At 67.4% G+C, this 20,638-nt stretch carries 18 protein-coding genes; 11 read left to right on the top strand and 7 right to left on the bottom strand.

Annotated features, from left to right (window positions below; all coding sequences use genetic code 11):
- Positions 1–15 precede the first annotated feature (15 nt).
- Together AC1DIN_RS13020 and AC1DIN_RS13015 are read right to left on the bottom strand one after the other, a co-directional pair.
- Positions 16–837 carry a transporter substrate-binding domain-containing protein gene (locus tag AC1DIN_RS13020; protein WP_441470493.1) on the bottom strand — a complete coding sequence of 274 codons (822 nt, stop codon included), beginning with the start codon at positions 835–837 and terminating at the stop codon, positions 16–18.
- A gap of 88 nt (positions 838–925) precedes the next feature.
- Positions 926–1,927, bottom strand: coding sequence for a GlxA family transcriptional regulator (locus tag AC1DIN_RS13015; protein ID WP_441470492.1), 1,002 nt, complete (start codon positions 1,925–1,927; stop codon positions 926–928).
- A 55-nt stretch (positions 1,928–1,982) separates the two neighbouring features.
- Here AC1DIN_RS13015 and AC1DIN_RS13010 point away from each other — a divergent pair, with 55 nt between their 5' ends.
- The 4 genes from AC1DIN_RS13010 (at position 1,983) to AC1DIN_RS12995 (ending at position 7,262) form a co-directional block, all read left to right on the top strand.
- On the top strand, positions 1,983–3,233 hold the full coding sequence (locus tag AC1DIN_RS13010) for a sarcosine oxidase subunit beta family protein (RefSeq protein ID WP_476810119.1): 1,251 nt from the start codon (positions 1,983–1,985) through the stop codon (positions 3,231–3,233).
- Positions 3,234–3,392: 159 nt separating this feature from the next.
- Positions 3,393–3,668, top strand: a complete 276-nt coding sequence (locus AC1DIN_RS13005; RefSeq protein ID WP_441470490.1) for a sarcosine oxidase subunit delta — start codon at positions 3,393–3,395, stop codon at positions 3,666–3,668.
- Positions 3,665–6,649, top strand: coding sequence for a sarcosine oxidase subunit alpha family protein (locus tag AC1DIN_RS13000; protein ID WP_476810118.1), 2,985 nt, complete (start codon positions 3,665–3,667; stop codon positions 6,647–6,649). Before AC1DIN_RS13005 ends, AC1DIN_RS13000 begins: the two co-directional genes overlap by 4 nt.
- Complete coding sequence (locus AC1DIN_RS12995) at positions 6,642–7,262, top strand: sarcosine oxidase subunit gamma (protein ID WP_476810117.1); 621 nt, start codon at positions 6,642–6,644, stop codon at positions 7,260–7,262. The genes AC1DIN_RS13000 and AC1DIN_RS12995 overlap by 8 nt, the downstream gene beginning before the upstream one ends.
- 205 nt (positions 7,263–7,467) lie before the next feature.
- On the opposite strand, the gene AC1DIN_RS12990 is transcribed toward AC1DIN_RS12995, so the two are convergent.
- The 5 genes from AC1DIN_RS12990 to AC1DIN_RS12970 all read right to left on the bottom strand — a co-directional run bounded on the left by AC1DIN_RS12990 (position 7,468) and on the right by AC1DIN_RS12970 (position 12,084).
- Positions 7,468–8,241: an amino acid ABC transporter ATP-binding protein gene (locus AC1DIN_RS12990; protein WP_441470487.1), complete on the bottom strand. Its 774-nt coding sequence runs from the start codon at positions 8,239–8,241 to the stop codon at positions 7,468–7,470.
- Positions 8,241–8,894: an amino acid ABC transporter permease gene (locus AC1DIN_RS12985; protein ID WP_441470486.1), complete on the bottom strand. Its 654-nt coding sequence runs from the start codon at positions 8,892–8,894 to the stop codon at positions 8,241–8,243. The genes AC1DIN_RS12990 and AC1DIN_RS12985 overlap by 1 nt, the downstream gene beginning before the upstream one ends.
- A gap of 7 nt (positions 8,895–8,901) precedes the next feature.
- Positions 8,902–9,561, bottom strand: coding sequence for an amino acid ABC transporter permease (locus AC1DIN_RS12980; protein WP_441470485.1), 660 nt, complete (start codon positions 9,559–9,561; stop codon positions 8,902–8,904).
- A gap of 19 nt (positions 9,562–9,580) precedes the next feature.
- Complete coding sequence (locus tag AC1DIN_RS12975) at positions 9,581–10,426, bottom strand: transporter substrate-binding domain-containing protein (protein ID WP_441470484.1); 846 nt, start codon at positions 10,424–10,426, stop codon at positions 9,581–9,583.
- Between the two features lie 152 nt (positions 10,427–10,578).
- Positions 10,579–12,084 (bottom strand): M81 family metallopeptidase, encoded by a 1,506-nt coding sequence (locus tag AC1DIN_RS12970; RefSeq protein WP_476810116.1) that lies wholly within the window; start codon positions 12,082–12,084, stop codon positions 10,579–10,581.
- Positions 12,085–12,263: 179 nt separating this feature from the next.
- Between AC1DIN_RS12970 and AC1DIN_RS12965 the strand changes: the two genes are divergently transcribed.
- The 7 genes from AC1DIN_RS12965 (at position 12,264) to AC1DIN_RS12935 (ending at position 20,624) form a co-directional block, all read left to right on the top strand.
- The gene (locus AC1DIN_RS12965) at positions 12,264–13,724 is read left to right on the top strand and encodes a M81 family metallopeptidase (RefSeq protein WP_476810115.1); all 1,461 of its coding nucleotides are present in this window, start codon (positions 12,264–12,266) and stop codon (positions 13,722–13,724) included.
- Positions 13,715–15,028: an alanine racemase gene (locus AC1DIN_RS12960; RefSeq protein WP_476810114.1), complete on the top strand. Its 1,314-nt coding sequence runs from the start codon at positions 13,715–13,717 to the stop codon at positions 15,026–15,028. The genes AC1DIN_RS12965 and AC1DIN_RS12960 overlap by 10 nt, the downstream gene beginning before the upstream one ends.
- A gap of 375 nt (positions 15,029–15,403) precedes the next feature.
- Positions 15,404–17,002, top strand: a complete 1,599-nt coding sequence (locus tag AC1DIN_RS12955) for an ABC transporter substrate-binding protein (RefSeq protein WP_476810113.1) — start codon at positions 15,404–15,406, stop codon at positions 17,000–17,002.
- 34 nt (positions 17,003–17,036) lie between these two features.
- The gene (locus AC1DIN_RS12950; protein ID WP_476810112.1) at positions 17,037–17,978 is read left to right on the top strand and encodes an ABC transporter permease; all 942 of its coding nucleotides are present in this window, start codon (positions 17,037–17,039) and stop codon (positions 17,976–17,978) included.
- Positions 17,975–18,853 carry an ABC transporter permease gene (locus tag AC1DIN_RS12945; protein WP_476810111.1) on the top strand — a complete coding sequence of 293 codons (879 nt, stop codon included), beginning with the start codon at positions 17,975–17,977 and terminating at the stop codon, positions 18,851–18,853. Before AC1DIN_RS12950 ends, AC1DIN_RS12945 begins: the two co-directional genes overlap by 4 nt.
- Complete coding sequence (locus AC1DIN_RS12940) at positions 18,850–19,662, top strand: ABC transporter ATP-binding protein (protein ID WP_476810110.1); 813 nt, start codon at positions 18,850–18,852, stop codon at positions 19,660–19,662. The genes AC1DIN_RS12945 and AC1DIN_RS12940 overlap by 4 nt, the downstream gene beginning before the upstream one ends.
- Complete coding sequence (locus AC1DIN_RS12935) at positions 19,659–20,624, top strand: ABC transporter ATP-binding protein (protein WP_476810109.1); 966 nt, start codon at positions 19,659–19,661, stop codon at positions 20,622–20,624. The genes AC1DIN_RS12940 and AC1DIN_RS12935 overlap by 4 nt, the downstream gene beginning before the upstream one ends.
- Positions 20,625–20,638 lie beyond the last annotated feature (14 nt).

Genomic DNA, 20,638 nt, shown 5'->3' with positions numbered 1-20,638 from the left:
AATGACGCCCCGAGGCTACGAGCCGCCCTTCAGCTTCTTGTTGGTCTCGATCAGGTAGGGGCTCTGCTTGATGCCCCACTTGCTCTCGAGCGCGAGCAGCTTGCCGCTCTTGTGCCACTCGACCGACATGTCCTTCAGCAGCTTGCCGAAGGCGCCGTCGAGGTCGTCGAGGCGCACGCCGATCGCCCAGAGCTGCGGATCCTCCGAGGTCAGGGGCATTTCGTAATTGGCCCATTTCGGATCGCCGCCCGCCAGCGTCGAGACGATCAGCGTGTCGTCGAAGAGGAAGGCGACGCAGTTGTTGCCCTGCAGCGCGTTCAGCCCATCCGGCACGGAGGGGAACACCACCAGCTCGGGCGAATACATCTGCGAGACGCGGCGGTTGTAATAGGCGCCCTGCACGGCGCAGACCTTTCGGCCCTTCAGATCTTCCCACTTCTTGAGACCGGCGCTCTTCGGCGCGAGCACGTTGGTGGCACCGGCATAGTAGTTCGGCTCGATCATGCCGATCTGCTTGCGCCGGTCGGGCGTGTCGCCGAGCGTCGCCAGGATCATGTCGATGCGGCCCTGCCGCAGGAACTCGATGCGGTTGGCGGCGATGACGGGAACCATCTCGATCTTGACGCCGAGTTTGTCCGCAACCTCCTGCGCAAGATCGATCTCGAGGCCGACGATCTTGCCCGACGGGTCGAGGAAGCCCCAGGGCTTGTAGTCGTTCTTCACGCCGACAGTGAGGACGCCCTTCTCCTTGATCTTGGCGAGGGTGTCCTGAGCGAGGGCCGGCATGGCGGCGAGCGTGGCGGCGACAGCCAGCGCCAGAGCGGTCAAACGTTTCATCGGTCGCGATCCCTTGTTTTTATTTGAAGCCCTAGACTTCCGGGGGATCGGTGCGCGGATTTGATCCTGTGCGACGCTTTCTTGCCTGTCAGCGTCGATCAGAGTGAGCTTGCTGCACTCTCTCGCCGCGCGGGGGATGGCCGAAGCGCTCGCGATAGCTGCGGGAGAAATGGCTGGCGCTGGCGAAGCCGCAGGCGAGTGCCGTTTCGAGGATCGAGAGGCTTGTCTGCCGCAGCAGGTCGCGCGCGCGGTCAAGGCGCAGGGCCAGGTAGTGCTCGCCGAGCGACCGGCCGAGATGCTGGCGGAACAGGCGCTCGAGCTGGCGCAGCGAGACATTGGCGAGGCGGGCGAGGTCCTCGCGCGGTTCGGGATGCTCGATGGTCTGCTCCATGCGCCCGATGACGCGCAGCAGCGGCGCATGCGCGATGCCCAGCCGCTCGCGCAGCGGCATACGCTGCGGACCGGCTCCTTCCCGGACATGGGTCTGCAGGAACCACTCGCTCACGGCCAGCGCCAGTTCGCTGCCGTGTTCGCGCGCGATCACGGCATGCAACATGTCGAGCGGGGCGGTGCCGCCGCTGCAGGTCAGCCGGTCGCGATCGATCTCGTAGAGCGAGCGGCGCAGATCGAGGTCCGGATACTCCTCCAGGAAGGCCGGCGCGTGCTCCCAATGGAGCGTGAAGCGATAGCCGGTCAGCACGTTGGCGCGCGCCAGCAGATAGGGGCCGCCCGAGACGCCGCCGATCCGCACACCGCGCCGGGCGAGTTGGCGCAGCCAGGCGAAGGTCGGCTGATGGTGGAAGAGGGCCGGGTTGCCCCCGGCGCAGACGAACAGGTAGTCGAGCCGCAATTCGGCGCCGACGCTCGCATCCGCCGCGATGGCGACGCCGTTCGAGGCCGAAGCGGGCGCGCCGTCGATCGAGACATGGCTCCAGCGATAGAGCGGCCTGCCGGAGAGCCGGTTGGCCGCGCGCAAGGGTTCGATCGCCGAGGCATAGGGCAGCAGAGCGAAATCAGGGATCAGCAGAAAGCCGACATGAGCCGGTGCGCTGTCGTCGCTGCTGGGCAATCGGATGTCGCTATCGAGCATGTCACGCAGCCTATGTCGGTCAATCTCCAGATGACAAGACCGCCCGGACCCCTCGATGCGCTATTCCGTCTTCTCGCTGCTCGCCCAGGCCTTCCAGGGGCATAAAGGCTGGACCCCCGTCTGGCGCGATCCTGCGCCCAAGGCCGAATACGATGTCGTGATCATCGGCGGCGGCGGGCATGGCCTCGCGACGGCGCATTACCTCGCCAGCCGGCACGGCATCACGAACGTCGCGGTGCTGGAGAAGGGCTATCTCGGTTCCGGGAATGTCGGCCGCAACACCACGATCATCCGCTCGAACTACCTGCTGCCGGGCAACACGCCGTTCTACGAGCTTTCGATGAAGCTCTGGGAGGGGCTGGAGCAGGATCTGAACTACAACGCCATGGTCAGCCAGCGCGGCGTGATCAACCTCTACCACTCGGATGCGCAGCGTGACGCCTTCGCCCGGCGCGGCAATGCGATGCGGCTCGCCGGCGTCGATTCCGAGCTGCTCGGCCGCGAGCAGGTGAGGGCGATGCTGCCCTATCTCGATTTCGACAACGCCCGCTTCCCGATCCAGGGCGGGCTGCTGCAGCGCCGCGGCGGCTCGGCCCGGCACGACGCCGTTGCCTGGGGCTATGCGCGGGCCGCCGACAGCCGTGGCGTCGACATGATCCAGAACTGCGAGGTCACCGGCATCACCATGGCTGGCGGGCGGGCCGTCGGCGTCGAGACCTCGCGCGGGCCGATCCGGGCGAGGAAGATCGCCATGGCGGTGGCCGGCAACTCCTCACGGGTGGCGGCGATGGCGGGCCTGCGCTTGCCGATCGAAAGCCATGTCCTGCAGGCCTTCGTCTCCGAAGGACTGAAGCCCCTGATCGATACCGTCGTCACATTCGGCGCCGGGCATTTCTACATCAGCCAGTCGGACAAGGGCGGGCTCGTCTTCGGCGGCGATATCGACGGTTACAACTCCTACGCCCAGCGCGGCAATCTGCCTGTGATCGAGGACGTGATGGAATCTGCCATGGCGCTCTGGCCGGGCCTCGGCCGGGTGCGCATGCTGCGGCATTGGGGCGGCGTCATGGACATGTCGATGGACGGCTCTCCGATCATCGATCTGACGCCGGTCGACGGGCTCTACCTCAATTCCGGCTGGTGCTATGGCGGCTTCAAGGCGACGCCGGCTTCCGGCTTCTGCTTCGCGCATCTGATCGCGACGGGACAGCCGCACCCGGTCGCGACCGCCTATCGGCTCGATCGCTTCGCCACCGGGCGCCTGATCGACGAGAAGGGCGCCGGCGCCCAGCCAAACCTGCACTGAGATGACAAGCTGCGCTCACCATCCCCGCCATGGTCGGGCTTGTCCCGACCATCCACGTCTTCGCTGGTCGAACGTTGTGTTCAAGACGTGGATGCTCGCCACGAGGGCGAGCATGACGGTTGCGGTGCGTCGCATCCCGAAAATCGTGGAAGCCTGACCATGCGCATCACCTGTCCCCATTGCGGCGCGCGCGACGCCCAGGAATTCAGCTATCTGGGCGCGGCCGACCCGCAACGCCCTGACGGCATGGCGGCGACAGAGTCGGCGATGACCGACTATGTCTATCTGCGCGACAATCCGGCGGGCACGCACCGCGAGCTCTGGTATCACGGCGCCGGCTGCCATGCCTGGCTGGTCGTGACCCGCGATACCCGCACTCATGCGATCGCGGCGGTCGAGCCGGCAAAGACGCGCAAGACGGGAGCGGCGGCATGAGCGGGCAGTCCTTCCGCCGCGCCTCCGGCGGTCTGATCGATCGCGGCCGGGCGCTGACCTTCAGCTTCGATGGCAAGCCATATCAGGGCTATGCCGGCGACACGCTGGCCTCTGCGCTGCTCGCCAACGGGGTGCGGCTGGTGGGCCGCTCCTTCAAGTATCACCGCCCGCGCGGCATTCTCTCCGCTGGCCCGGAGGAGCCGAACGCGCTGGTCGAGCTGCGCACCGGCGCCCGCCGGGAACCGAACACCCGCGCCACGGTGATCGAACTATTCGGCGGGCTCGATGCCGCAAGCCAGAACCGCTGGCCCTCGCTCGCTTTCGATCTGCTCTCGCTCAACGGGCTCGTTTCGCCGGCTCTGGTCGCCGGCTTCTACTACAAGACCTTCATGTGGCCGGCGGCGTTCTGGGAAAAGCTCTACGAGCCGCTGATCCGCCGCGCCGCAGGCCTTGGCCGCGCGGCCGGAGCGGAAGATCCCGACCATTACGAAAAGGCCTTCGCCTTCTGTGACGTGCTCGTGATCGGCGGCGGGCCCGCCGGTCTTTCGGCGGCGCTGGCAGCAGGCCGCAGCGGTGCCCGCGTGATCCTCTGCGACGAGGATTTCCGCCTGGGCGGTCGCCTGTTGGCGGAGCAGCGCCAGATCGCTGGAAAGCCGGCGGCCGAATGGCTGGCGGCGACGCTGGCGGAGCTCGAAAGCCTGCCCGAAGTGCGGATTATGCCGCGCACCACGATCTTCGGCCTCTACGACCACGGCATCTACGGCGCGGTCGAGCGCGTCGCTGATCACCTGCCGGAGCCTGCGGCCCATCAGCCGCGCCAGCGCGGCTGGCGCATCTATGCCAAACGCGCGATCCTCGCCGCGGGCGCGCTGGAACGGCCCATCGTATTCCCCGGCAACGATGCGCCCGGCGTGATGCTGGCCGGGGCGGCGCGCGCCTATGTCAACCGTTACGGCGTCCTGCCGGGCCGCGAAACGGTGCTGTTCACGGCGGGCGACGATGGCTGGACGACAGCGCGCGACATCGCAGCCGCCGGCGGCAAGGTGGCGGCCATCGTCGATAGCCGTCCCGACGCGGATCCAGCGCGGAAGGCGCTCGCCGACAAGCTCGGCGCAAGGCTGTTAGCAGGCGCCGTGATCGAAGGCACGCGCGGGGGCCGTCAGCTCGGCGGCGTCAGCATCCGCGATGCCTCCGGCGCGAAGACGGCTCTCGCCTGCGATCTGCTGGCCGTCTCGAACGGCTGGAACCCGACGCTGCATCTGACCTCGCACCAGAACGGCAAGCCGGCCTGGGACGAGGGCCTGCAATGTTTCGTGCCGGGCACCTTGCCGCCGGGGCTCTCCGTCGCCGGCAGCGCAGCCGGGCACTTCACCCTGGCGCAGGCGCTGGAGGACGGCGCTCGGCTCGGCCGCGAGGCTGTGGCCGATGCGGGGCTGACGCCTGCGGCGGCTGAGCCCGCGCCCGCGACCGATCCCGAGACGACCGCGCTGAAGCCCGTCTGGCGGGTGACAGGTGCCAAGGGCAAGGCTTTCGTGGACTATCAGAACGACGTCACCGACAAGGATGTCGAGCTGGCCGCGCGCGAAGGCTTCCGGCCCGTCGAGCATCTCAAGCGCTACACCACGCTCGGCATGGCGACCGACCAGGGCAAGACCTCGAACCTCTCCGGCCTCGCCATCATGGCCGAGCAGACGGGCAGGACGATCCCGCAGACGGGCACGACGACGTTCCGCCCGCCCTATACGCCGGTCGCGATCGGCGCGCTGGCGGGCCACCACCGCGGCAAGGACTTCAAGCCGGTGCGGCTGGCGCCGACCCATGAGTGGTCGAAGGAGGAGGGCGCCGTCTTCATCGAAGCCGGCCAGTGGCTGCGGGCCCAGTACTATCCGAAGCCCGGGGAGGGCGATTGGCTGACGACCGTCAATCGCGAGGTGGAGGCCGTGCGCGCGAGCGTCGGCATCTGCGATGTCTCGACGCTCGGAAAGATCGACATCCAGGGCCCAGACGCCGCCGAATTCCTCGAGCGGGTCTATATCAACGGCTGGAAGGCGCTGCCGGTCGGCAAGGCCCGCTACGGGCTGATGCTGCGCGAGGACGGCTTCGTCATGGATGACGGCACCACCTCCCGCGTCGGGGAGCATCATTTCCTGATGACGACCACGACGGCCAACGCCGGCAGGGTGATGCAACATCTGGAATTCTGCCATCAGGTGCTGTGGCCGGAGCTTGATGTCCGCATGGTCTCGGTGTCCGAGCAATGGGCGCAGGTGGCCGTGGCCGGCCCGAAGGCGCGCGAAACTCTGCGTGGCGTCGTCGATCCCCCGCACGACATCTCGAACGAGGCCTTCCCCTATCTCGCGGCGCGCACCGTGACGGTCGGCGGCGGGATTCCGGCCCGGCTCTTCCGCATCTCCTTCTCGGGTGAACTGGCCTTCGAGCTTGCAGTCCCGGCCGATTATGGCGACGCGATGATGCGCGCCCTGATGCGGGCGGGCGAGCCCTTCGGCATCACGCCCTACGGCACCGAGGCGCTCGGTGTGCTGCGCATCGAGAAAGGCCATGTCGCGGGCAACGAGCTCAACGGCCAGACCACGGCGCGCGATCTCGGCCTCGGCAAGATGATGTCGACGAAGAAGGATTTCGTCGGGCGGCTGATGGCGGGCCGGCAGGCCCTGGTCGAGGGGGACCGGCCGTCCTTCGTCGGCTTCAAGCCGGTCGATCCGTCCCAGCGCCTGCGTGCGGGCGCCCATTTCATCGGCATCGGCAAGGCGGCGGTGATGGAAAACGACGAGGGTTACATGACCTCGGTCGCCCATTCGCCGCATCTGAACCACTGGATCGGCCTCGGCCTGATCCGGAACGGCACCAGCCGCATCGGCGAGCGCGTCCGCGCCTACGACCCCGTCCGCAACGGCGACATCGTCGTCGAGATCTGCTCGCCGGTCTTCGTCGATCCCGAAGGAAACCACCTCCATGGCTGAGACAGCGATCTCTTGGGTCCCGCGCGGCGCCTGGGCCGGGATCGCGCAGCCCGGCTCCTTCGGCATGAAGGGGGATGCTGGCATCTGTGCGACTTTGCTCGATGGCTTTGGTCTGGCGACGCTGATCGCCGAACCCGGCCGGGCAGCGGCTCTGTCGCGGGCCGTCGAAGGCAGGCTCGGCATCGCCCTGCCGGAGACACCGAGGATTGCGCAGGCCGCGGCGCATGACGTGGTCTGGGCGGGGCCGGGGCAATGGCTGCTGCGCGCGGCCTCGCGCGATGGCTTTGCCGGGCTTCTCGGCGAGCTCTCGGCCCATGCTGCCGTCAGCGATCAGAGCGATGCGCGCGCCGCCTTCAGGCTCTCGGGTTCGCGCGTTCGCGATGTGCTGGCGAAGGGCGTGATGCTCGATCTGCACCCGGCGGCCTTCGCCGTCGGCGATACCGCTCTGATCAGCGTCGCCTATGTCGGCGTGCAGCTGTGGCGGCTCGCCGACGGCCCGGACGGGCCCGTATTCGAGATCATGGTCGCACGCAGCATGGCAGGGAGCTTCTGGTCCTGGTTTGCCGCATCGGCGGCCGAATTCGGCTGCCGTGTTGCCACCGGCCGAGGTTGATTGCAGCGCCTCGCGCGCCATTCGCGCCGCCGGCCTTGCCGACATTCTCCTTCTCTCGGGGACCCGCGCGAGCGGGTCAATCATGCCGTCTTGCTTCTCCGGCGCCGGCACAAAGCAGCGGGACTTCGCCCGCGCGTCGGCGCGCGCGAACGATGACCGGGAGGACGCGGGCAGTGCGAGCAGGCCAGTTCGCCGCGGCCGGCCGCTAGCCCCGCGTATTGCGCAGAAACTCCGCCAGCCGGGTGCTCTTGGGATTGCCGAAGATCTCCGCGGGCGGCCCCTCCTCGACGATCCGCCCATGTTCCATGAAGACAACGCGGCTCGAGACGTCCCGCGCAAAGCGCATCTCGTGGGTCACGATCAAGAGCGTCGCTCCATCCTCCGCGATGCTCTTCACCGTATTGAGCACCTCCTGGACGAGCTCGGGGTCCAGCGCCGAGGTCACCTCGTCGAGCAGCACGAGCTTGGGGTTCATCGCGAGCGCCCGGGCAATGGCGACGCGCTGCTGCTGGCCACCGGAGAGCTGGCTCGGATAGTGGTCCGCCCGCGTTGCGAGGCCGACGCGCGCCAGCCATTTCTCGGCGATGGCCCGGGCTTCGGCCTTGGGCAGCCGCAGCACCTTGCGCAGGCCGAGCATCACATTGCCGGCCGCCGTCAGATGCGGAAACAGGTTGAAGCTCTGAAAGACCATGCCGGTCATCGCGCGCTGGCGCGAGAGTTCGCGGTCGCCGAGCCGATGACGGCGCCCGGCGGCCGAGCGGTAGCCGATCGTCTCGCCATCGAGAACGATGTCGCCCCCCTGGTATTCCTCCAGCAGGTTGACGCAGCGCAGCAGGGTCGTCTTGCCCGAGCCGCTGGAGCCGATGATCGAGACCACCTCGCGCTGGTTGAGGTCGAGATCGACGCCCTTGAGTACCTCGGTGGAGCCGAATCGCTTGGTCAGGCCGCGGATCGCGAGGAGAGGGTGCTGCTTGTCCATCAGTGCTGCCCGACCCGCCGTTCGACGGCCTTGCCCAGTTGGTCCAGCACGATGTTGATCACCAGATAGAGGATGCCGGCGAAGACATAGAACTGGATGGTCATGAAGTTGCGGCCGATGATCTCCTGCGTCTTGAGCAGGAGTTCGCCGACGCCGATCATCGAGAGCAGGCTCGAGCCCTTGATCAGCTCGACGCCGGTATTGATCCAGGGCGGCAGGGCGCTGCGCGCCGCCTGCGGCAGCAACACATAGGCCAGGAGCTGCGGGAAGGTCAGCCCGATGCTGCGTCCTGCCTCTGCCTGCCCCGGCGGGATCGACTGCAGCGCGCCGCGCAGCAATTCGCCGATATGGGCACCGGCGAAGAGCGACAGCGCCAGGATGCCGGCCTGGGTCGGGCCGAGGTTCAGGCCCGCGACGGCGGGAATGTAGAAGGCCGCGAGGATCAGGACGAGCACGGGCGTGCCGCGCATGATGTCGACATAGAGCCGGAACGGCAGCTTGAGCCACCAGGGTGCATAGGACAGCTGGATGCCGACGAGACCGCCGAGCAGCGTGCCGAACAGGATCGAGGCGGCGGCGATCTCGACGGTCAGGACGAAGCCGTCCCAGAGTGCGAAGCGGGCGATCCAGAGCTGATCGAGGAAAGCTTGCATCAGCGGCTCAGAACTTCGGGAAACGGCGTTCGAGGCCGCGCAGCAGCATGGCGATGACGACACAGGCAGCGATGTAGAGCCCGCTCGCCACCGTCCAGGTCTCGATGACGCGGAAGGTGTCGACGTTGATCTTGCGGGCCTCGAAGGTGAGTTCCGGCACCGCGATGGCGGCGGCGATGGAGCTGTCCTTGAACATGCCGATGAAGGTGTTGCCGAGCGAGGGCAAGGCGTTGCGCAGCATGATCGGCGCGACGACGGAGGTATTGGTCTGCAGCCGCGTCAGCCCGATCGAGCGGGCCGCCTCGATCACACCCTTTGGCACGGAGATCAGTCCGGCGCGGAACACCTCGGTGAGGTAGGCGCCGGAATAGAGCGCCAGCGCGCCGGCGAAGCTCTGGTATTTGTCGAGCGTGATGCCGGCCTGGGGCAGGGCGAAATAGGCGAGCAGCACCAGCACCAGCAGCGGCAGGTTGCGGATCAGCGCGACATAGAGGGCGGAAAGGCTGCGCAGCGCCCGATAGGGCGCGACGCTGGCGAAAGCGGACAGAAGGCCGAGCACCGTGCCGATCGCCACGGCGACGACGGCAAGCCCCAGCCCGATGGCGAGCCCCAACAGAAGCCTGTCGAAGCTCGCCCAGACGGCGCCGAAATGCAGCGAGTAGTCCACGGGGCAGCTAGCCTAAGGCTCAGCGGAACTCCTGCGGGAAGCCGATCTTGGGCTCCGGCGGCGTCTCGCCGAACCAGCGCTCATAGGCCGCCTTGTAGATCGGGAAGGTCGTGCCGGTCATCGACTCGCGCAGCGCCACGTTGACGAAGTTGAGCCAGTCCGGATCGCCCTGCTTGACGATGCAGGAATAGGTCTGGGGGTTCCAGCTATAGCCGGAATCCACATAGCGACCGGGGTTTTGCTTCATGTAGAAGCGCAGCGACGAGGAGTCGGTCGCGGCGGCCTGGGCGCGGCCCGAGTTCAGCGCCTGATACATCAGGTCCACGCTCTCGAATTGATCGACCTTCGCTTCAGGCAGCGCGTCCTTGACCATCTTCTCGGCGAAGACGTTCTGCAGCACCGAAACCGTGACCTTGCTGCCGGCCGCCTTCAACGCTGCAAAATCGGCCAAGGGGCCGCCGGCCACGAGCATCAGGCTGACGCCTTCGCGGTAATAGGGCACGGTGAAGGCGACCTGCTGCGCGCGCGCCGCCGTCACGGTCACGAACTGGCAGGCGATGTCGACCTTGCCGGTGACGATGTTCGGGATGCGGGCATCCGAGGCCTGGTTGACGAACTCGATCTTGTTGGGATCGTCGAACAGTCCCTGCGCGATGATCTTGGAGATCTCGATGTCGAAGCCGACGAGTTCGCCCTTTTCGTTACGGAAATGCCAGGGCGGATTGGTGCTGCCGGTGCCGACGATGAGCTTGCCGCGGCTCAGCACTTCCTTGAGCTTGCCCTGGGCCGAAGCCCCGGTGGCGGGCAGCAGGGCGCAGGCGACCACGCCAAGCCCAGCGGCGATCTTGATCAGATTGTGAAACATGGCTTCCCCTCCGCCTATTGCTGAAAACCGTTCGATGGCCAGCGCGGCAGCAGCAGACGACGCGCCACCCACCTCAAGCAAGATGCGCCTGTTTCGCGAGAGGGAACAGGCCATTCGCCGCTGCGCTTCTGCGTGGCGCAGGCAACGTCGCACTATCGATGCGACGCGCCAGCGTGGATCGGAAAGACCGGCTTGCGCAAACGCGTATAGGGCAACCCCGCGATCTTGCTGGTGCAGGGGCCGGGTGTCGAGACCGTGAAGCTGCCCTTGGCGATCTTGTCATAGGCGCGCCGATGCGCCACCGCCGCCTTGACGCCGATCGCCTTCAGCGTCTCGGGGTGGATGCCCTGCGAGCGGAACTGACCGAGATCGAAAGGCGGGGTCTTGCGGCTGGTCAACAGGATGGTGACGCCGCCGGCCTCGACCACGACGCTCGGCCCCATGCTGAAGCGCGAGCCCTGCGAGGCGGCGAGGTGGCTGTTGAGGTCTTCCAACGAAAACTGCCCGTCGCTGGCACTGACGAAGCGCACCTCGATCTCCACAGGGCCTTCGGCGATGGCGCTGCCCTTGCCGCCGATCGAGAGCTTGCGGATCTCGCCCGGCTGCGCCCCCGCCATGGCCGCGACGGCCGCGGGATCGGCGATGGCGACGGCGCAATTTTCGACACCGTGACGCAGGAAGGCCCGCAGCACCGAGGTGCCGTCTCCCGGCGCGCCGCCGCCGATATTGTCGGCGGGCTCCACGACGAGATAGGGGCCGCCCGGCAAACGCTGGATTCCCGTGATGGCTTCGTCGATATCCCATTCCGCCGGCAGGCCCAGCTCTTGCAGTTCGACGGCCGTCCCGGTCAGGCGGGCGAGGGCATCATGCGCCTCGGCTTCCGGCCCGGTGAAGACGACCGCGAAGGCGGCGCCCGCCTCGGGCACATCGGAGAAGGAGTATCCGCCGACGACATTCGCGACCCAGATCGCCGGGTTCTCCTGCTCGATCCGGCGCGCCAGCGCTTCGAGGTCTCGCATCGGCCGGTCGGCCGTGCCGGTGCCGGTCGGCGGCCAGACCACGGGTGCGTTGGTCGAGAGCATCCGCGGCAGAACGTCTTCCCTGAGCGCCCGCGCCAGCAGACCGGCCGCGCGCAGGGCGGATGCGCGGGCATCCGTGTGCGGATTCTCGCGATAGGCGACGAGGGCGTTGGCATGCTCAGCCATCGCCGCGGTGAAATTGGCGTGCAGGTCGAAGACGCCGAAAACCGGCAGGGTCTCGCAGCCGGGCACGGAACGGATATGAGCGAGCAGCGCGCCTTCCGGATCGGGACAATCGGCCGTGACCATGGCGCCGTGCAGGGCAAGCCAGATACCGTCGAGACCGCCATCGGCGAGCGCGGCCCTCAGCCCGGCATCGAATTCCGACAGGAAGCGCGCGAAGACGGCGTGATCGACGGTTCCGGCCGGCAGCGCCGTGTAATCGACCGTTGGCACGACCTGCCAGCCCTCGGCTTCGGCCACTTCGAGGAAGCCGTCGATGGTCGAGCCGTCGCCACGCCGGCGCAATAGCTCGTCGCCGGTGCGGATGGTGAAATCGGCCAGCCGCGTGACCTCGTCGACGAAGCTGTGCGTCTCGTGAAAGAGGGACCCCAGCAGGATCCGGCGAGGCTGCGGCATGATCGGCAAGGCTCCCTGAAGCCTCCTCATCTCGGCCGCTGCGCTGTTCCGAATCAAGCCGGCATTGTTCCGCTCGAAGGAACGCGGGTGCTTTGACAGGTTGCGCCAACCTCCCGTTTCATGGCGCTGGTCGGGCGCGTCGGAGGGGACGTGCTGCTGCTGGTCGGGAATGCATGCGGATGCGCGTCTTCACTGCGTCGCTGGCGACGGAAACCAACACTTTCGCGCCGCTCTTCGTCGATCGCAGCGCCTTCGAGAGCGGCTTCTACTGCCCGCCCGGCACCCATCCGGAGACGCCGACCCTGTGCTCCGCGCCGATCGTCGCAGCCCGGCGCCGCGCCGCCCGCGAGGGCTACGAACTCATCGAGGGCACGGCGACCTGGGCCGAGCCAGCGGGGCTGGTCTCGCAGGAGGGTTATGAAAGCCTGCGCGATGAAATCCTCGGCCAGCTCAAGGCGGCGCTGCCCGTCGATATCGTGCTGCTCGGCCTGCACGGCGCGATGGTGGCGCGCGGCTATGACGACTGCGAGGGCGACCTGATCGCGCGGGTGAGGGCGCTGGCCGGCCCAGATTGTGTCATCGGAGCCGAGCTCGACATGCATTGCCACCTGACGGCCGAGATGGTCGCGGGTGCCGACATCATCGTCGCTTTCAAGGAGTTTCCGCACACGGATTTCCTAGCGCGGGCCGAGGATTTGCTGGAGCTCTGCCTGAAGGCTGCCCGCAGGCAGGTGAAGCCGGTCAGCGGCGTGTTCGATTGCCGAGGGCTCGCCGCCTTCATGACCAGCCGCGAGCCCGGCCGCAGCTTCGTCGACCGGCTCATGGCGATGGAGGGACGGGACGGAATCCTCTCGATCTCGGTCGCGCACGGCTTCCAGGCCGCGGATGTCGCCGATGTCGGGACGAAGGTGCTGGTCATTGCCGATGGCGACAGTGCCAAGGCGGCGGCGCTGGCGAAGGAACTCGGCCTCAAAATCCTGCGCTGGGGGCAGGGCGCTTCGCCGAGGCACTACAAGCCGGAGGAGGCCATCGCGGCGGCGCTCGAACTGGCTGAGCCCGGCAAGCCGGTCGTGCTCGCCGATCGCTGGGACAATCCGGGCGGCGGCGTCGCCGGCGATTCCTCGGTGATGGTCGAGGCGCTGCTGCGGCATCCGGACGTGCCGGCGGCGATCGGGGCGCTGTGGGACCCCGTCGCGGTCAGCCTTTGCCGGGCCGCTGGCGTCGGCGCAGAAATCCCTTTGCGCTTCATCGGCAAGGCCGCGCCCTCCTCAGGCAGGCCGATTGATGCGACGGTCCAGATCATCGGGACGATCGGGGATTTGCTGATCCCGTTCGAGCAGAGCTGGGTTTCGCTCGGCCCGGCCGCCGCGATCCGGATCGGCAAGCTCGACATCGTGCTGGCCTCGACGCGGGCGCAGACCTTCAGCCCGCCGGTCTTCACCGATCTCGGCATCGACCTCGGCGCCAAGACGGTCGTGGTGGTGAAATCCTCCAATCATTTCCACGCCGCCTTCGCGCCGATCGCGGCGGCCGTGCTCTATCTCGACAGCGGTGGACCTTACCCGCCCGATGCGAGCAAGATCCCCTATACCAAGGTGAAGCGCCCCTTCTCTCCGCTGGACCCGAATCCATGGCTATGACTGCTTCCGCCGCGGTTCTTCCGCGCCTGTCGCTGGGCGAGATCGAGGATCAGCGCCTCGATATGCTCGTGAAAGGCCTGCCGCCGGGCGCATCCCTTCGGCTCGGCGAAATCGGCAAGCAGGGCTGGAACGTGCTGGCCGGTGACATGCCGATGCCGCTCGCGGTGATCCGCGAGAGCGTGCTGAAGGCCAATAGTGCGTGGATGAGCGCTTTCACCGCCGCAAACGGCCTGCTGATCGCGCCTCATGGCAAGACGACGATGGCGCCGCAGCTCTTCGATCTCCAGATCGCCGACGGCGCCTGGGCGATTACGGTCGCCACGATGCAGCAGCTCGCGGTCGCCCGGCATTTCGGTGTGAAGCGCGTCATCCTCGCCAACCAGCCGGTCGGGCGGCAGGAGGTTGCCGCCTGCTTCGAGGCGCTGCGGGAGCCGGGCTTCGAGCTTTACTGCCTCGCCGACAGCTTGCCTGGCGTCGCTCTGCTCGCGATGGCTGCTAATGAGCATGGCGGCGCTGCCGCCAATCCGCTGCGCATCCTCGTTGAGATCGGCTTCATGGGCGGGCGAACAGGGGCGCGCAGCCGCGATGAGGCGCTGGCGGTGGCCCGCGCGGTTGCTGCCGCGCCGGGCTTACGGCTCGCCGGCTTCGAGTGCTTCGAGGGGCTCATCAGCGACACTGTCGGCGCCGACAGGCTGCTCGGCGAGGTGGTCGCGGTCGCGGCGGCTGCGGAAGGCGAGGGGCTGCTCGGCCCGGAGCCAATGGTGCTCTCTGCTGGCGGGACCTCGCTGTTCGACCGGGTCGGCAAAGCCTTCAACGCAGCCGCCTTCTCTCGGCCGGTGATCAAGGTGCTGCGCTCGGGCTGCTACCTGACCCATGATTCCACGGTCTATTCGGCGGCGTTCCGGCGGATCACGCTGGAGACCAGCCTGAAGCTGCCGCCGGGCGGGCTGGAGCCGGCGCTCGAGGTCTGGGCTTATGTCCAGTCGCGGCCGGAGCGCGGGCGCAGCCTGCTCACCGTCGGCAAGCGCGACATTAGCTTCGATTCCGGAATGCCGGTGCCGCTGCGTTGGTTCCGTCCAGGCGAAACGATGGCGCGGCCGGAGACGATGCCGCCTGGACATGCGGTGCTGGCGCTCAACGACCAGCACTGCCATCTCGGCACGCCGGACGACAGCCCGCTGCAGGTCGGCGATATGGTCGCCTTCGGCATCGGCCACCCCTGCACGACCTTCGACAAATGGGCCGTGCTGATGCTGGTCGATGACGACTACCGCGTCACGGGCGCGATCAGGACCTTCTTCTGACGGTCTGTTTCACTGCAGCCCTCATCCTGAGCAGGCCCACAGGGCCGTCTCGAAGGATGCTCCAGATGTCTCCGGTGCCTCCTAGAGCATCCTTCGAGACGCAGCCTTCGGCTGCTCATCAGGATGAGGGTTTGTGGATGTTTGAGCCAGGCCGCGGAGGGCAGACATTGCGCGCTGTTTCTTCCAGTGAAACCGGCGATCCTTGACGTGAATTTCGGCCGTTTCTAGCCTGCGTCCACAGAGGGAAGGCCTGCCATCCGCGACGCGGACGAGACGGGCCGGGCGGCGATGATTGGAAGCACGGCGCAGGCCGGCTCCTGTCTCGCGCGGATCGGCCGGGTTCGGCCGGCAAGCAGGGTGCTGGGAGGATCGTTCGTGAAGACACCGTCATTCCCGATGGCTGACGAGCCCGATGCGGCGGCGCAGGGCCTGCGGCGACGCAGCCTGCTGCAACTGCTGACAGCGGGCGGTGCGGCGCTGGCGGCTCCAGGTCTCTGGAGCACGTTGGCTTCGGCCCAGGCGCCAGCCGCGGGCGGGGTGCTGACGATCGGCGCGGATGCCGACCCGATCGGGCTCGACCCGGTCACGGTCAACGCCTTCTCCTCCTATGACTTCACCAGCCTGATCTATTCCGGCCTGCTGCGCTGGAACGCGCGGATGAAGGTCGAGCCCGATCTGTCGACGGGCTATGAGCAGCCAGATCCAAAGACTTACGTCTTCAAGCTCAGGCAGGGCGTGAAGTTCCACAACGGCAAGGACTTCAGCGCCGAGGACGTGAAACACACCTTCGACCGGATCATGAACCCGGCGACGGGCAGCCGCCTCAAGGCGCTCTATTCCAGCGTCGAGTCGGTGACGGTGGTCGATCCCTTCACGGTGAAGTTCCAGCTCAACGCGACCGACGCGGCCTTCCTCAGCAATCTCGCGAGCAACCCCAACGGCGCGATCGTTCCCGCAGGCGTCGAGAACCTCGCCACCCAGCCGGTCGGCACCGGGCCCTTCTCGTTCGAGGCCTATCAGCCCAACCAGCAATTCTCGCTGACGCGCTTCGACGCCTATTACGAGAAGGGCGAGCCCTATCTCGCGAAGGTGATCTTCAAGTTCTACAAGGACCAGGCGACGCTGACCTCGGCTCTGCGCTCACGCGCGATCGACATGACCTGGGTGAAAGACCCGAAGGTGGCGACCGCCATCTCGCGCGCTTCATCGAACTTCGTCTCGGCGCCGGGCCAGACCTCGCGGACCTTCCCGATCTGGCTGAACATGAAGGCGAAGCCGCTTAACGACGTGAAGGTGCGTCGCGCGCTCAGCCTCGCGACCGACCGCAAGGCCTGCCTCGACACCGTGCTCGGCGGCTCGGGCAAGGTCGGCGCGATGATCCCGGAAAGCCAGGTCGGCGGCTATGACGGCACCAGTGAGCTGCCCTATTACAAGCACGATCCGGCGGCGGCGAAGGCGCTGCTCGCCGAGGCCGGCTATCCCAACGGCATCGATCTCGGCGACTATATCGTCGTCGCCGCCAATCCGCTCGACGTCGCCTGCGCCCAGATCCTGCAACAGCAATGGCAGGCGTCCGGCATCACCGTGAAGCTGGTGCCGATGGAGACCGCACCGCTGCTGGCCAAATGGGCTAGCGGCGACTGGCCGACGCTGCTCTCGGTCGCGTTGTCCTGGACCCCCGACCCGGACGGGGTGTTCCAGTACATCACCTCGACCAGCGGCTACGGCAAGGCGATGGGCTCGAACGACCCCGAGCTCGACAAGATGATCGCGGAGGCGCGGGCCGAGCTCGACGTGCCCAAGCGCGCGGCGAAGAACCAGGCGATCCAGAAGCGCATCGCCGACAACGCCTATGTCATCCAGATCTATCAGTACCCGCTGCGCTGGGAGATCTGGTGGAACCATGTGCAGGGCTATGCGCCGCTGGCCGCGAACATCCGCTCCTTCGTGCGTACGACATGGCTGAAGAAATAGGTCCGGCCTGCCGCCTCCCGGCTGAGGCCTGCCGATGACGCGCTTCGTTCTCGGACGGCTCGCCTGGATGGCGGCGATCCTGCTCGGCGTCTCGCTCGTCTCCTTCCTGCTGATGCGCGCCATCCCCGGCGATTTCGCCATCGCGGCGGCCGGCTCGCAGAGCGTCGCGCCGGAGGTCCTGGCGACGATCCGCCGTGATCTCGGGCTTGATCAGCCGCTGATGGCGCAATATCTGCGCTGGCTCGGCGCGGCGCTGACCGGCGATTTCGGCAAGTCCTTCGTCACCCGGCAGCCGGTGCTCGGCGAATTGCTCAACCGGTTCACTGTGACCGTCCAACTCACGCTTCTCGCCGCTGTCATCGCCGCCGTGATGGGCGTCGCATCGGGGCTTGCCGCAGCGCGTCTGCGTGGCGCGACCGACTGGCTGGTCCGGCTCTGGAACGGTTTGATGCTGGCGGTGCCCAATTATGTCGTGGCGACTCTGATCGTCCTGCTCTTCGGGCTGTATTTCCCGGAGATCACGGTGCTCGGCTATACGCCCTTCCTCGAAAGCCCGCTCGGCAATCTCGCCAGCCTGCTGTTGCCGGCCTTCGCGCTGGCGCTCGCGGTCTCCGTCACCATCGCGGAGAACACGCGCGCCGCCGTGCTCGAGGTCGCAAATCAGGATTTCGTCATGGTCGCTCGCGCCAAGGGCCTGACGCCCGGTTCGATCCTGCGCGACTACCTGATGCGCAACGCATTGACGCCAGTCGTCACCGCAGCGGGCCTGAAGATCGCGGCGCTGCTCGGCGGCAGCATCCTGGTTGAGACCATCTTCGCCATTCCGGGGATGGGGCAATACCTGTTCGATTCCATCAACAGCCGCGACTATCCGGTGATCCAGGCGATCGTGCTTGTCGCCGCCGGCATCGTCGTGCTGGTCAACACGGCCATCGACATCGCCTATGCGCGGATCGATGCGCGGGTGCAGATGTGAGCGGCGCCGTGCAGGAGCGCGCGCCGGCTACGGCGGCGCCGCGCGGCGAGCGCAGGGGGGCGGGGATCAGCCAAGGTTGGCTGCTGCTTGGCGTCGGGCTTGCCATGCTCGCGGCGATGCTGGTGCTGACGATCTTCGCGCCGCTGGTTGCGCCCTATGACCCCTCGGCTACCTCGCCGGATTCGCTGGCGCCGGCCAGCGCCGCGCATTGGCTCGGCACGGATTCGATCGGGCGGGACGTGCTGAGCCGCCTGATCGTCGGCGGGCGCACGACGCTGCTGATCACGGTGACGGCGGTGTTCATCGCGCTGGTCACGGGGCTGATCCTCGGGCTGGCGGCCGGCTATCTCGGCGGGCTCGTCGACGAGATCATCATGCGCCTGCTCGATGTCGTCTTCGCCTTCCCGGTGCTGCTGCTGGCGATCGCGGTGGTGGCGGCGCTGGGGCCGACAGTGCCGAACCTGATCCTGACCATCGCGATCGTCTATACGCCGGCCATGGCGCGGGTGGTGCGGGCGCCGGTGCTCAGCGTCAAGCAATGGGACCATGTCGAGGCTGCCCGCAGCGTCGGCATGAGCGAACTGCGCCTCGTGCTGTGCCATATCCTGCCGATCCTGGTTTCGCCGATCCTCGTCGCCACCAGCCTGACCCTGTCCCAAACGATCTTCACGGTAACGGCGCTGTCCTTCCTGGGCCTCGGTCCGCCGCCACCCGATCCGAACTGGGGCGGCATGCTCTCCGAAGCGCGGCAATTCATGGAGCTCGCGCCGCTGACGGTGATCGGCCCGGCCGCCGCGATCGTTTTCGCGACGTTGACTTTCATCATCATTGCCAACGGCTTGCGTGAGGTTCTCGACGTGGGGAGCGTGCGATGATTGGCCCGCTGCTGAGGGTGAGCGACCTCACCGCGACGGTTACGACGCGGCGCGAGGTGATCCAGGCGGTGCGCGGCATCTCCTTCGACATCAATGCCGACGAGGCGGTCGGCTTCGTCGGCGAATCCGGCTGCGGCAAGAGCGTCACCGCCAAGGCGCTGATGCGACTGGCACCGGAAGGGGCCTCGATCGGGCTCGGCGGCTCCGTCGCCTTCTGGGGGCAGGACCTGCTCGGGCTCGGCGAGGACGAGATGCGCGACCTGCGCGGCCGGCGCATCGCCATGGTCTTCCAGGATCCGATGACCTCGCTCAACCCGGTGATGAGCATCGGCGCCCAGATGGTCGACATGCTGCGCCGTCATCTTGGCTTCTCCGTCAGGGACGCGCGCGAGCGCAGCATCGAGCTGCTCGCTCTCGTCGGCATTCCCGATCCGGCTGACCGCATCGACGATTTCCCGCATCAGTTCTCGGGCGGCCAGCGCCAGCGCATCCTGATCGCCATCGCGATCTCCTGCGAGCCGGACCTCTTGATCGCCGACGAGCCGACGACGGCGCTCGACGTCACCGTGCAGGCGCAGATCCTGCGCCTGCTGCTGCGGCTGCGGGAAGAGCGCGGCATGGCGCTGATGCTGATCACCCATGACTTCGGCGTCGTCGCCGGCATGGTCGACCGGGTCAACGTGATGTATCGCGGCGAGATCGTCGAGGCCGGCCCGGTCGATGATGTCTTCGCCGAGCCGCAGCACGCCTATACGCGGGCGCTGCTCGATGCGGTTCCGCGCCTGCACGGGGCGGGAGCGGCCCGATGACGGCCGCGCCGCTGCTGCAGGTTCGCGATCTCTCGGTGCTGTTTCCGGCCCGGCGCGGAGCCGCGCCGGTCAAGGCCGTCGAGCGCTTGTCCTTCGACATCGCGCCGGGGCAGACGCTCGGGCTCGTCGGCCAGTCAGGTTCGGGCAAGACCACGGCCGGGCGCGCCATCCTCCAGCTCCAGAAGGCGCATGAGGGCTCGGTCCGCTTGCTCGGGCAGGAGCTGACGACGATGCGCGCAGGCGAACTGCGCCGGATGCGCCGGCACATGCAGTTCGTGCTGCAGAACCCCTATTCCAGCCTGCATCCGCGCATGACCATCGGGCAGATCCTGAGCGAGCCGCTGCGGGTTCATCGCACGGTGCCCGCCAACCGCATCCGCGAGCGCGTCGAAGAATTGCTGGAACTGGTCAACCTCGATCCGGCGATGATGCAGCGCTATCCGCACGAGTTCTCCGGCGGCCAGCGCCAGCGCGTCGTCATCGCCCGCGCCCTGGCGGTCAATCCCGATTTCGTGGTCTGCGACGAGCCGGTCTCGGCGCTCGACGTGCGCACCCAGGCGCAGATCGTCGCGCTCTTGCAATCGTTGCAGGAGAAGCTCGGCCTGTCCTATCTCTTCATCGCGCATGACCTCGCCATCGTCCGCGAGATGGCGCATCGCGTCGCCGTGATGTTCCGCGGCCGCATCGTCGAAATGGGCAGCGCGGCACAGGTCTATGACAGCCCGGCCCATCCCTATACGCGGCTGCTGCTTGACGCCGTGCCGGTGCCCGATCCCAAGCAGCAGCGCGAGCGGTTGCGACGGGCGCCGCCGGATCTGCGCTTCCTGGAAGGCGATGGCGGCGGCTGCGTCCACGGCGTCGATCATAACCGCAGCGGCACGTCCGAGTGGCATGAGATGGCGGCAGGGCACGGCGTCTCCTGCCGCTACTGGCCGGCTGGTGAATCGCCGGCGGCGGTATGAGGTTTCTTCTGACG

It is taken from the genome of Allobosea sp. 05T438, assembly GCF_056396025.1.
The sequence above is the reverse complement of the archived record's forward strand: the minus strand, read 5'-3'. Positions and strand labels throughout refer to the sequence as shown.